Below are 12362 nucleotides of genomic sequence, written 5' to 3'. Positions count from 1 at the left end.
GGCGGAACTGTGCCCATAGGGACCCTAAACAGTCAAGATCCATTCATTAATGGCGTCAGATCGATCAATTTCACGTTTTTGTGTTCAAGTCTTGACGACAAGGGTGTGACCGTCGACACTCGGACCCATCGGCCCCCAGCTCAGTCGAGGAGAACCATGACTACATCTCTACGCCGCGCCGCGGCCCTCTCAGCCGTCACCTTCCTAGGTGCCGCGCTGCTGACCGCCTGCAGCGACGACGACGGAGGCGGCAACGATGCCTCCGCCGACATCGTCTCCGCCTGCTCGCTCGACAGCCCGCCGACGAGTGCGGCCGCGCCGCCCGCGGAAGGCACGGCCGAGAAGGCCTCCGGCAAGGTCGGCGTGATCCTGCCCGACACCACGTCGTCGACCCGCTACGAGCTCTACGACGCCCCGCTGCTCACCCAGGCGCTCGGCGACGCCGGCATCGAGGCCGACGTCCAGAACGCGCAGGGCGACAAGAACAAGTTCGCGTCGATCGCGCAGAACATGATCGGCCAGGGCGTCGACGTCCTCATCATCGACTCGATCGACGCGGCGTCCGGCGCCGGCGTCGAGCAGGAAGCGGCCGCGGCCGGCGTCGACGTGATCGACTACGACCGGGTCAACCTCGGCGGCACCGCGCCCTACTACGTGTCCTTCGACAACGAGGACGTCGGCCGCCTGCAGGCCCAGACGCTGGTCGACTGCCTCGAGGCGCAGGACATCGAGAAGCCGAAGATCATCATGATGAACGGCGGCACCGACGTCGACAACAACGCGGTGCTCTTCCAGAAGGGTGCCCACTCCGTGCTGGACCCGCTGGCCGACGCAGGTGACATCGAGATCGTCGCCGAGGCGACGGTCAAGGGCTGGGACGTCGAGAACGCCGCCCCGGCGTTCGACCAGGCGCTCACCTCCGCCGGGGGCGACGTCCAGGGCGTCGTCGCTGCCAACGACGACATCGCCAACGCCGTCAACGGTGTGCTCAAGAACCGTGGCCTCGACGGTCACGTCGTGCTGACCGGCCAGGACGCCAGCGTCGAGGGTCTGCAGAACATCATCACGGGCAAGCAGAGCATGACGATCTTCAAGGACGTCACGCTCGAGGCGACCGCCGCCTCGCAGCTCGCCATCGCGCTGATCCAGGGCACCGACCCGGCCGACGCGGGCATGACGCTCGCGCCGTTCGAGGACCCGGAGGCTCCCGACCACGACCTGCAGGCGCTGCTGCTGCCGGCGCAGGTCATCACACAGGCCAACGTGCAGGACATCATCGACGCCGGCGCCCTCGACCTCGACGAGCTCTGTGCGGGCATCGAGGACGACTGCGCCAAGCTCGGCCTGTCCTGACCGACCCCTGTCGACAGGCTCCCGGGGCGGCTAGCGTCGCCCCGGGAGCAGGTCCACCCCGTCCGTGACCGAAGGAGAGCCGACGTGTCCGACCCGATCCTGCAGATCTCCAAGCTCAACAAGAGCTTCGGTCCCGTCCACGTGCTGCACGACGTCGACTTCAACGTCTACCCCGGTGAGGTCACGGCGCTGGTCGGCGACAACGGAGCCGGCAAGTCGACGCTGGTGAAGTGCATCGCCGGCATCCACGGCATCGACAGCGGCGAGATCCGCTTCGAGGGGCGCCCGGTCACGCTCAACGACCCGCGCGACGCCACCGCGCTCGGCCTCGAGTTCGTCTACCAGGACCTCGCGCTCGCCGACAACCTCGACATCACCCAGAACATGTTCCTCGGCCGCGAGATCCGTCGCTTCGGATCGCTGCTCTCCGACGGCGAGATGGAGCGCCGGGCGCGGGAGACGCTCGCCTCGCTCTCGGTGCGGACCGTCTCCTCGGTGCGGCAGCTGGTGGCCAGCCTGTCGGGCGGCCAGCGGCAGACCGTCGCGATCGCGCGTGCCGTGCTCTGGAACAGCAAGATCGTCTTCCTCGACGAGCCCACCGCGGCGCTCGGCGTCGCGCAGACGCGGGAGGTCCTCGACCTGGTCCGCCGGCTCGCCGACCAGGGCTGCGGGGTCGTCTTCATCTCGCACAACATGAACGACGTCGTGGAGGTCGCCGACCGGGTCGCCGCTCTCTACCTGGGGCGGCTCGCGGCGGAGGTGCCGACGAAGGGCACCACGACCACGCAGATCGTCGAGCTCATCACGTCCGGGCGCAGCGGCGAGGTCGGGCTGACCGCCGCGGTCGCCAGCGAGAACATCTGAGAGGGCGAGATGACACCCGAGACCCCGCAGACCCGCGTCGAGGCCGGCGCGCTGCCCGCGCCGGAGCGCGCGAGCGCCTTCTCGCTCGATGTCGAGGAGATGAGCATCCGCGAGGCCGTCCGCGCCTGGTTCGGCAAGCTGCGCAGCGGAGACCCCGGCGCCCTTCCGTCGGTGCTCGGCCTCATCGTCTTGGTGATCCTCTTCAGCCAGGTGAGCGACCAGTTCCTGTCGGCCTACAACATCGGCAACATCCCGGGGCAGGGCGCCTACATCGCCGTCATCGCGATGGGCCTGGTGTTCGTGCTCCTGCTCGGCGAGATCGACCTGTCGGCCGGCACCGCCGGAGGGGCGTGTGCGGCCTTCGCGGCCGTGGGTGTCTTCAAGGGCAACCTCCACGACGGCCTGCCCGGCACCCTCTACTGGGCGATCGTCATCGGCATGGCGCTGGTCGTCGGGCTGGCGGTCTGGCTCAAGACCTACGCGGGCGCCGTCGTCGTGCTCCTCGGGCTCGTGCTGGTGCTGACCAACCAGACCCAGCACCTGGTGCCGGCACTGATCGCGGCCGTGTGCATCGGCGCCGCGATCGGCATCTTCAACGGTTATCTCGTGGCCAAGGTCGGGATCCCGAGCTTCGTCGTGACCCTCGCTCTCTTCCTGGCCTGGCAGGGCGTGCTGCAGTTCGCCCTGAGCGGCCAGCCGGTCAACACGTCCAACTACGAGCTGTGGCACGACCTCACCTACGGCAACCTCAGCGTCACCAACAGCTGGATCTTCGTCACCGTGATCGTCTCGGGCTACCTCGCCTACACCGTGCTGCGGTCGGTGCGTGCCAAGGCGGCCGGCCTCGCGCACGAGACGATGGGCCTGGTGCTCGCGCGCGGCGCTGTGATCGCCACGGTCGCGGTCCTCGTGACCGCGTGGGCCTCGCAGAACCGCAACACCAACCCCTTCAAGGTCATCCAGGGCATCCCGGTGCCGGCTGCGATCGCGATCGTGCTGATGATCGGATGCACCTTCGTCCTCACCAAGACCACCTGGGGCCGGCACCTCTACGCAACCGGCGGCAACATCGAGGCCGCACGACGCGCCGGCATCGACGTGGTCCACATGAAGGTCACCGCGTTCGCGCTCTGCTCGGCCTTCGGTGCGCTGGGCGGCATCATGCTGGCGTCGTCGCAGTCGTCGGCCTCTCTCGACCTGGGGTCCGGCAACGTGCTGCTGTTCTCGGTCGCCGCGGCGGTCATCGGCGGCACCTCGCTCTTCGGCGGCCGCGGTCGCCCGCGCGACGCGATCCTGGGTGCCCTCGTCATCGCGATCATCCCCAACGGGCTGCTGCTCAAGACCAGCCTCGACCCGCAGTGGCAGCAGGTCATCACCGGTGTGGTCCTGCTGATCGCCGCAGCCGTCGACGCCGTCTCGCGCCGCCGGTCCGCCCGCGGCTGAGTCGCGTCAGGCGCGGACGGGCGGGACGCCGTACGTCGTCGTGCGCTCGCGCACCGGACGGTTGATCCCGGCGCCGATCTCGACGAGCTCCTCGACGGTCTTCGCGGAGCCGTGCTCGGAGCCGGCCATCCGGCTGATGGTCTCCTCCATCAGGGTGCCGCCGACGTCATTGGCGCCGGCGGTGAGCATCGCGCGGGTGCCGTCGACGCCGAGCTTGACCCAGCTGGTCTGGATGTTGGAGATCCGGCCGTGGAGCATGATCCGCGCCATCGCGTGGACGGCGAGGTTGTCGCGCAGCGTCGGGCCCGGGCGGGCGACTCCGGCGAGGTAGATCGGCGCGCTCGTGTGGACGAACGGGAGCGGCACGAACTCGGTGAAGCCGCGGCTGTTGTTGGCGCGGGCAGTGTCCTGGATGCCCCGGAGGACGTTGAGGTGGCCGACCCAGTGCCGCGGGTTGTCGACGTGGCCGTACATCATCGTGCTGGTCGTCGGGATCCCCAGCCGGTGCGCGGTAGAGACGATCTCGACCCAGGTGCGGGCGGGAAGCTTGCCCTTGGTCAGCACCCAGCGGACCTCGTCGTCGAGGATCTCCGCGGCGGTGCCCGGCAGCGAGCCGAGGCCGGCCTCGCGGGCCTTGATGAGGAAGTCCTCGATCGACAGGCCCGTGCGGGCCGTGCCGTTGACGACCTCCATGGGGGAGAACGCGTGGACGTGCATCTCCGGCACCCGCTGCTTCACCGCGGCGACCAGGTCGAAGTAGGCCGTCGCGGGCAGCTCGGGGTCGATGCCGCCCTGCATGCAGACCTCGGTCGCGCCGAGGTCCCACGCCTCCTGGGCGCGGTCGGCGACCTGCTCGTAGGACAACGAGTAAGCGTCGGCGTCGGTCTTGCGCTGCGCGAACGCGCAGAAGCGGCAGCCGACGTAGCAGATGTTGGTGAAGTTGATGTTCCGGTTGACGACGTAGGTGACGTCGTCGCCGACCGTCTCCTTGCGCAGCTCGTCAGCCAGCCGGACGACCTCGCGGAGCAGGTCGCCCTCGGCCGTCATCAGGGTCAGCGCGTGCTCGTCGGAGAGGTTGCCGGGGTCCTTCTCGGCAGCGGCGAGCGCTTCCTTGCCGTTGGTTGAGGTGCGAGTGGAGCGAGCCTCGAAACCACCGGTGTGGGCCGCCGCCTCACGAACCTCGTCCCAATCGCCGTAGACGCTTCCGAAGTCGCTGCGGCGGTCGTCGGTGCGGCCCTCGGTGTCGACCGCGGTGTGGAGGTCGGTGCGGCCCAGGGACTCGAAGCCGCCGTCGGGCTCCTGCCAGGGCAGGCCCTGCGGCTTCACGTCAGGGATCGCGAGCCCGTCGGGACCGGCGAGCGCGGCGACGTGGGCGTGCACCCGGGGGTCGATCCACGCCTGGCCGCCGGTGAGCGAGCCGGTGACGTATTCCGGGTGGACCGTGAGCCGGGCCTTGAGCTCGAAGCCGCACTCGGCGGTGATCGAGCGGAGCCGCTCGAGGGAGGGCCACGGCCGCTCCGGGTTGACGTGGTCGGGCGTCAGCGGGCTGACCCCGCCCCAGTCGTCGACCCCGGCGCCGAGCAGGAGTCGGCACTCCTCGAGGTCGACCAGGTTGGGCGGTGCCTGCACGCGGGCCTTGGGTCCGAGGACGATCCGGGTGACGGCGATCGCCGCGCGGTATTCATCCAGGTCGAGGTCGTCGGTGTGCCGCATCGCCGTGTCGGGCTTGGCGCGGAAGTTCTGGACGATGACTTCCTGGACGGCGCCGTAGGCGCGCGACGTACGACGCAGCGCGAAGATCGTCTCCGCCCGCTCCTCGAGCGTCTCGCCGATGCCCACCAGCAAGCCGGTGGTGAACGGGATGGAGTGGCGCCCGGCGTCCTCCAGGACGCGCAGCCGGACGTCGGGGTCCTTGTCGGGGGAGCCGTGGTGGGCCTCGCCCTTGGTCTCGAAGAGCCGCCGAGAGGTGGTCTCGAGCATCATCCCCATGGACGGGGAGACCGGCTTGAGGCGGTTGAGCTCCTCCCACGACATCACGCCGGGATTGAGGTGGGGCAGCAGCCCGGTCTCCTCGAGCACCCGGATCGCCATCGCGCGGATGTAGGCGAGCGTCGAGTCGTAGCCCTGCTCGTCGAGCCACGCCCGCGCCTCGGGCCAGCGGTCCTCTGGGCGGTCGCCGAGGGTGAAGAGCGCCTCCAGGCAGCCGAGCTCAGCGCCTTGGGCTGCGATCGCAAGGATCTCGTCGGGCGAGAGGTACGGCGCCCGCCCCTCGCGTGCAGCCTGCTTCGGTGTCTCGACGAACGTGCAGTAGTGGCACTTGTCGCGGCACAGCCGGGTGATCGGGATGAACACCTTGGGGGAGTAGGTCACCACCGCGTCGCGGCCCGCCGCGACGAGCCCGGCGTCCCGCACCTTGGCAGCGGCAGCCGTCAGTCGATCCAGGTCGTCCCCGGTCGCCGCCAGCAGCGCCGCGGCCTCGGTGACATCGAGCGCGGCGCCGCGCTCGGCACGGGCCAGGGCGCGGCGGATCTGCTGGGGGGTGGGCTGCTCGGACATCGCCCCAAGACTAACGGACCCCTACCGAAACTAGAACAAGTTCTAGTCCGATAGGGGTCCGTCGTGGACACCTGCTAGCGCGGGGTCAGAGTGCGGGCACCTTCTCCCGCTCGGGCTCGGTGCCCGGCTCCGGCACGTCGTGCTCACCGGTGTCGAGCTTGCTCGGCCACCAGATCTTGCCGCCGATGTCGAGGTTGAGCGCCGTCACCAGCACCGACCGGACGATCATCGTGTCGAGGAGCACCCCGAGCGCGATCGTCGTGCCGAGCTGCAGCGTGAAGGTCAGCGGCATCGTCGCCAGCGCCGCGAAGGTCGCTGCCAGGACGAGGCCGGCCGAGGTGATCACGCCGCCGGTGGAGGAGAGGGCGATGAGCGAGCCCTTCCGCGTGCCGTGGTTGACCGTCTCTTCGCGGACCCGGGTCATCAAGAAGATGTTGTAGTCGATGCCCAGGGCCACCAAGAACACGAACGCCCACAGCGGGAACCCGGGATCGGTGTGCTCGTGACCGTAGATGAAGTCGAACACGAACCCGGAGAGGCCCAGTGCCGCGCCGAAGGACAGGATCACCGTCCCGATCAGCAGCAGCGGCGAGAGCACCGATCGCAGGAGCAGCATCAGGATGAGGAACACCGCGAACAGGACGATCGGGATGATCACCTTGTTGTCGCGCGACGAGGCATCCAGGATGTCTTCGGTCACCGCGCTCGCGCCGGTCGTCAGGGCGTCAGCACCGTCGACCGCGTGCACGGCCTTGCGGACGTCCAGGACCGCGTCGAGCGCCGTCTTGGAGTAGGGATCGACCGTGATGTCGGCGTTGACGAGGGCGATGCCGTCCTTCTCCGCGACGACGACGGGCTCCTTGACCCCCTTGATGTCGGCGGCCTTGATCGCTGCGGCCACCTCGTCGGCCTTGTCGGCGTTGGCGACCACCTGGATCGGCGCGCTGTTGTCGACGAGGTCGTGGTCGACCATGAGCTCCTGGCCGAGGACGGAGTCCTGGTCGGTCGTGTACTGCTCGTTGCTCGGGATGCCGCCGGTGTCGAGGCGGAAGAAGCCGGTGCAGAGAGCGGCGAGCACGACCGCGGTGCCGATCCACACGATGCGCGGCTTGCCGGACACCGAGTTGCCGACCTTCGCCCACAGACCCGAGGACGTGGGCTCCTCCGTGCCGAAGTGCGGGACGAACGGCCAGAACACCCAGCGGCCGAGGATGACCAGGAGCGCCGGCAGCAGGGTCACCATCACCAGCACGGTGACGACGACTGCAACCGCGTTGGCCGGGCCGAGGCCGGCCGTCGAGTTGAGGTCGGCGAACAGCAGGCAGAGCAGACCGATCGCCACGGTCGCCGCGCTCGCCAGGATCGCCGGAGCCGCGCGGTGGAGGGCGAAGGCCATCGCCTCGTGCCGGTCCTCATGGCGCCGCAGCTCTTCTCGGTAGCGGGCGATGAGGAGCAACGCATAGTCGGTGCCGGCGCCGATGACGAGCACGGTCACGATGAATTGTGTCTGCCCGTTGACCGTCAAGCTGGTGTTCTTGGCCAGCAGGTAGAGCAGGCCCATCGATGCGCCGAGCGAGATCACGGCGCTGAAGATGGGCAGGATCCACAGGATCGGGCTGCGATAGCTGAAGAGCAAGATCAGGATGACCATGGCCAGCGTGACGAGCAGCAGCTTGCTGTCGAACGAGCTGAAGACCGTCGACGCGTCGGCATATTGCCCGCCCAGGCCGGCGAGGTAGACCTTGCCGCCGCTGTCGAGACTGGTGATGCCGTCGATGTCCTTCTTGAGGTCGGGAAGCTCCTCCCACAGCTTGTCGCCGTAGTTGACGTTGAAGGTCATCTGCGCGACCTGGCCGTCCTTGGAGACGTATTGCGGTGCCTGGGTGGGGGTCACCACGTTGGTGACGTGGTCGGGGTCGATCTTGGCGATCTCCGCGGCCTGGTCATCAATGGCCTGGAAGTCGGCCTTCGTCAGGCCCGAGGAGCGGTAGAAGACGACGGCGGTGCCGGCGTCGTATTCGTCCTGGAACTTCCCGAGCTTGTCGATGGCCTTCGTCGACTCAGCGCTGTCGGGGAGCCAGGAGGAGTTCTCGTTGTTCTGGACGTCGATCAGCTTCCCGGCGAGCGAGCCGAGTCCTCCTGCGATCAGCAGGACGCCGACGAGGACGATCCATTTGGTGATGGGGCCGGTGAGCTTGCCGGCAATCTGACGGTGCATGGGGGGAAGCCTTTCAGGGACAACCGACATCGGCATCAGGGTTTCGCCGGATCCGACCCTGATTACCTCAGGAATTCATCGGGGATGCCAACAAAAATGACCCGGCGAGGCATCCAAAGGACACCTCGCCGGGGCGGTTTGTGACATCGCTCAGGCGATGAGCTCCTTCATCTTGCGCACCAGGGCAGGCTCGTCGGCGACCGCGGGCGTGATCTGCAGGTTGGTGACACCGGATTCCTTGAACGCTGCGATCCGCTCCTTGACGTAGGACTCGGGGCCTACCAGGTTCATCGCCTCGAGGAACTCCATCGGGACCAGTGCCTCGGCCTCGGCCTTCTTGCCGTCGAGGTAGAGGTCCTGGATCTCCTTGGCCTCCTTCTCGAAGCCGTACTCGCAGAAGAGGTCGTTGTAGAAGTTCTTGCCGCGCGCGCCCATGCCGCCGACGTACAGGGCGATCAACGGGCGGGCGAAGTCGAGGAGGGCCTTGGTCTCGGGACCCTCGCCGATGGCGCACATGCCGCCGGCGACGACCTCGAGCGGTGCGAGCGAGGCGTCGCGCTTGGCCGTGCCGGCCGCGACGGCCTCGCCCCAGATCTGCTGGGCCTTCTCGGGGTAGTAGAGGAACGGCAGCCAGCCGTCGGCGTACTCAGCAGTGCCGGCGACGGACTTCTTGCCGAGGGCCGCGATGTAGACCGGGACGCTGTCGCGCTCGGGCTGGACGAGGAGCTTGAGCGCCTTGCCCATGCCGGTGACCGCGCCGTCCTCCTTGCTCAGCGGGAGCTTGAAGATGCCGTCGTTGGTGAGCCGTTCCTTCTTCAGGCCGCGGCGGACCAGGTCGACGATCTCGCGGGTGCGGCCCAGCGGGTTGGCGTAGGGGACGCCGTGGAAGCCCTCGATGACCTGCGGGCCGGAGGCGCCGAGACCGAGGATGGCGCGGCCGCCACTGACGTTGTCGAGGCCGGCCGCGGTCTGGAGCAGCGCGCTCGGGGTGCGCGAGTAGATGTTGAGGATCGCGGAGCCGATCTCGATCTTCTCGGTCTTGGCCGCGAGGTAGCCCATCAGCGTGGGGGAGTCGAAGCCGTAGGCTTCGGCCACCCAGATGGTGTCGAGCCCGGCGTCCTCGAGGGCGGCGACCTGGTCGGCCGCCTGCCGCGGGTTGCCGGCGTACATCAACGAGCTGGAGAGCTTCATCAGGTTCCTTCAGGGGTCCGGTAAGAGTGCAGCGACAACTGTGACAGTATTACTGTCACGATGTCGAGAGCATCCCAGAGTGTGTGACGTTGGTCGTAGGAGGACCTTGTGGTGGACGACGTGAAGTACCGCATCGCGGTCATCGGTGGCACCGGGCCGCAGGGCAAGGGCCTGGGCTACCGGTTCGCGAAGGGCGGCCACACGGTCGTGCTCGGCTCGCGCGCCGCGGAGAAGGGTGAGGCCGTCGCGGCCGAGGTCCGCGACAAGCTGGCCGGCGTCGCGTCTGCCGGCGAGGTCTCCGGAGCGGCCAACGCCGACGCGGTCGAGCAGTGCGACGTCGTACTGCTGGCGATCCCGTACGACGGCCACGACGAGCTCGTCGCGTCGCTGCCGCTGGCCGGCAAGACGGTCATCTCGTGCGTCAACCCGCTCGCCTTCGACAAGCGCGGCGCCCACGGCCAGATCATCAACAACGGTGAGGGCTCGGCCGCCGAGTCGGCCCAGGCGCTGGCTCCTGAGGCGACCGTGGTCGGCGCCTTCCACAACGTATCGGCCGTCGGTCTCTGGGAGGAGCCCGGCGACCTCGACGAGGACGTGATCGTCGTCGGCGACGTGGTCGAGGCCAAGGAGGTCGCCATGGCGCTCGCCGCATCGGTGACGGGCCGGGTCGGCATCGACGGCGGCAAGCTGCGCCTCGCGCGTCAGCTCGAGCCGTTCACCGCCGTGCTGATCTCGATCAACCGGAAGTACAAGGCCCACTCGGGCCTGCGCATCACAGGTCTCAGCCAGCCTCACTGAGCCGGTCGATGATCGCCTGCGAGGCGTCCGAGGGCGTCCACACGCGGCCGTCGGGCAGCACGTAGGCGTTGCACTGCAGGCTCATCGTCAGCTGGTCGCCCCACGCGGTGACCCCGGAGATCGACGGCCCGGGGCGGTAGCAGCGCAGGACCCCGCCGTTGGGGACCGCGTTGGCCTCGATGTCGTCGACCAGGGCCGCGAGGTCCGCCTCGGGGATCGCGACCATCGATGCCCGGCCGGTCTTGTCGTCGACCATGCAGAGCTGGGCGAGCACCAGGTCGGCAGGGTCTGCGAGGGCCTCGGTCGGGTGGCCGTAGCCGTCGCAGGCCGGGGCGGCGGGCAGATCTGCGGGCGGCGTCTGCGTCGCCCGCTGCGCGTGCAGCAGGTCGATGAACGTGTCGAGCGGCAGCTGAGGATTGGTCCGGTAGGCACTGCCGACGATGACCTTCTGGCAGCCGTAGAACTGGCCGACGGCGAGGAAGGTCGACCCGTCCGGATAGCCGAACGCCAGCCGGTAGCCCGGTCCGAGCTCGTCGGTGCACGCCTGGCTGTCCTGCTCGGGCAGCCCGTTGACGACGTCGACGAGCGTGGCGACGTCGGTCGTCAGCGCGTCAGCCGGCTCGATCCCCGGGTTGCCACCACCGGCGCACAGCCGGACCGAGGTCGCGCCGTCCGGTACGGCGCCGGGCAGGTCGGCCTGCACGTCGTCGATGCCGTCGTAGTCGAACTCGGGAGCATCCGGGCACACCACCGGTCCCGCGTCGCCGTCCGGCGGGTCCGTCGGGTCGGGCTGGTCGGCCTGCTGCTGCACGAGCCGGTCGAGGAACGCCTGCTCTGCCGCCTCCGGATCGACGCGGTAGCCGCTCCCGACCACCAGGGTGTGGCAGCCGTAGAGCTGACCGCTGACCACGAAGGTCGATCCGTCGCCGTAGCCGAACACGATCCGGTAGCCCGGCCCGAGATCCAACGTGCAGACCTCCGGCGGACCGGAGCCCTCGAGCCCGTTGATCGCGTCGGCCAAGCCGTCGAGGTCGGTCGTCAGCGCGTCCGCGGGCACCTCGATGGTGGTGCCGGCGCCCTGGCACAGCCGGGCCGAGCTAGCCCCGGCGGGGACGGCGTCGGGAAGGCTCGGGTCGGGGTTGTCGATGGGATCCATCGGCACGACACCGCCGTCGGCGGTCGTCTGTGGGCAGGTCACCGGCGGCGGGGCGTCGGCGACGCTCCGGTCGCCCGCCTTCCCGCCGTCGCCGGCGGCGAGCGTCGCGGAGAGCACGGCGACTCCCGCTACGGCGCCGACCGTTGCCAGCACACCTGCGGTCGCCTGCCGACGTCGGCGGCGCGCCAGACGTTCGGCGCCGCGGGCCCGGTCGGGGTTGATGGGCGGCTCGGGTACGGCGTCCGCCAGTCCCTCGCGCAGCCAGTTCTCGTCAGTCATTGTTGTCCTCCTCGCGTCGCAGGTGGGGAGAGGAGCGCAGGGTCGTCAGGGCCCGGGAGCACTGGCTCTTGACCGTGCCGACCTTGATGCCGAGCACGTCGGCGGTCTGCTGCTCGGTCAGGTCCTCGAAGTAGCGCAGCACCACGACGGCCCGCTGGCCGTTGGGCAGCCCCGAGAGCGCAGCGACCAGGTCGTTGCGAGCATCGGTGTCGGGTCCGGTCACCCCGGTCTCGGGGAGCACCTCGGTCGGCCGTTCGCCGCGCCACTTGCGGCGCCACCAGGATATGTAGGTCGTGAACATGACCCGCCGCACGTAGGGCTCGAACCCGCCGGGACCGATGCGGTCGTAGGCGCGGAAACTCTTCGCGAGCGCCGTCTGCACCAGGTCCTCGGCCAGCTGGTGGTCGGTCGTGAGCAACCACGCCGACCGCCACAGGGCATCCCCGCGCGCGGCCACGAAACCGTCGAAGGTCTCGTCGGCCCTCGTGTCTGGACTCATCACTG

The 12362-nt window shown here is 69.1% G+C and carries 9 protein-coding genes; 4 read left to right on the top strand and 5 right to left on the bottom strand.

Going from position 1 to position 12362, the window contains the following annotated elements:
• The first annotated feature begins 156 nt into the window (after positions 1–156).
• From F0U44_RS02585 to F0U44_RS02575, 3 genes are all read left to right on the top strand, one after another.
• Complete coding sequence (locus F0U44_RS02585; RefSeq protein ID WP_149726677.1) at positions 157–1353, top strand: sugar ABC transporter substrate-binding protein; 1197 nt, start codon at positions 157–159, stop codon at positions 1351–1353.
• 84 nt (positions 1354–1437) lie between these two features.
• Positions 1438–2217 carry an ATP-binding cassette domain-containing protein gene (locus F0U44_RS02580; RefSeq protein WP_149726676.1) on the top strand — a complete coding sequence of 260 codons (780 nt, stop codon included), beginning with the start codon at positions 1438–1440 and terminating at the stop codon, positions 2215–2217.
• Between the two features lie 9 nt (positions 2218–2226).
• Complete coding sequence (locus tag F0U44_RS02575) at positions 2227–3660, top strand: sugar ABC transporter permease (RefSeq protein ID WP_149726675.1); 1434 nt, start codon at positions 2227–2229, stop codon at positions 3658–3660.
• Positions 3661–3666: 6 nt separating this feature from the next.
• Here the strand turns inward: F0U44_RS02575 and F0U44_RS02570 are convergent, their stop codons facing one another.
• The 3 genes from F0U44_RS02570 to F0U44_RS02560 form a co-directional block, all read right to left on the bottom strand.
• Positions 3667–6216, bottom strand: coding sequence for a bifunctional FO biosynthesis protein CofGH (locus F0U44_RS02570; protein ID WP_149726674.1), 2550 nt, complete (start codon positions 6214–6216; stop codon positions 3667–3669).
• A gap of 85 nt (positions 6217–6301) precedes the next feature.
• Positions 6302–8434, bottom strand: coding sequence for an MMPL family transporter (locus tag F0U44_RS02565; RefSeq protein WP_149726673.1), 2133 nt, complete (start codon positions 8432–8434; stop codon positions 6302–6304).
• A gap of 150 nt (positions 8435–8584) precedes the next feature.
• Positions 8585–9625, bottom strand: a complete 1041-nt coding sequence (locus F0U44_RS02560) for an LLM class F420-dependent oxidoreductase (RefSeq protein ID WP_149726672.1) — start codon at positions 9623–9625, stop codon at positions 8585–8587.
• 111 nt (positions 9626–9736) lie between these two features.
• On the opposite strand from F0U44_RS02560, the gene npdG reads away from it, so the two are divergent.
• Positions 9737–10423, top strand: coding sequence for an NADPH-dependent F420 reductase (gene npdG, locus F0U44_RS02555; protein WP_246160251.1), 687 nt, complete (start codon positions 9737–9739; stop codon positions 10421–10423).
• On the opposite strand, the gene F0U44_RS02550 is transcribed toward npdG, so the two are convergent.
• Entirely contained in the window at positions 10407–11858 is a 1452-nt protein-coding gene (locus F0U44_RS02550) for a hypothetical protein (RefSeq protein ID WP_149726671.1), read from the bottom strand. The genes npdG and F0U44_RS02550 overlap by 17 nt on opposite strands.
• Entirely contained in the window at positions 11851–12357 is a 507-nt protein-coding gene (locus tag F0U44_RS02545; RefSeq protein WP_149726670.1) for a SigE family RNA polymerase sigma factor, read from the bottom strand. The genes F0U44_RS02550 and F0U44_RS02545 overlap by 8 nt, the downstream gene beginning before the upstream one ends.
• Positions 12358–12362: the final 5 nt, after the last annotated feature.

It is taken from the genome of Nocardioides humilatus (assembly GCF_008373755.1).
GTDB lineage: Bacteria > Actinomycetota > Actinomycetes > Propionibacteriales > Nocardioidaceae > Nocardioides > Nocardioides humilatus.
This window is presented reverse-complemented; position numbering and strand designations above follow the sequence as displayed.

What these genes read in the sequence shown, in the direction of transcription:
- F0U44_RS02585 (WP_149726677.1), top strand. Translation starts at nt 157, where the DNA reads ATGACTACATCTCTACGCCGCGCCGCGGCCCTCTCAGCCGTCACCTTC.
- F0U44_RS02575 (WP_149726675.1), top strand. Translation starts at nt 2,227, where the DNA reads ATGACACCCGAGACCCCGCAGACCCGCGTCGAGGCCGGCGCGCTGCCC.
- F0U44_RS02570 (WP_149726674.1), bottom strand. Translation starts at nt 6,216, where the DNA reads ATGTCCGAGCAGCCCACCCCCCAGCAGATCCGCCGCGCCCTGGCCCGT.
- F0U44_RS02565 (WP_149726673.1), bottom strand. Translation starts at nt 8,434, where the DNA reads ATGCACCGTCAGATTGCCGGCAAGCTCACCGGCCCCATCACCAAATGG.
- F0U44_RS02560 (WP_149726672.1), bottom strand. Translation starts at nt 9,625, where the DNA reads ATGAAGCTCTCCAGCTCGTTGATGTACGCCGGCAACCCGCGGCAGGCG.
- F0U44_RS02550 (WP_149726671.1), bottom strand. Translation starts at nt 11,858, where the DNA reads ATGACTGACGAGAACTGGCTGCGCGAGGGACTGGCGGACGCCGTACCC.
- F0U44_RS02545 (WP_149726670.1), bottom strand. Translation starts at nt 12,357, where the DNA reads ATGAGTCCAGACACGAGGGCCGACGAGACCTTCGACGGTTTCGTGGCC.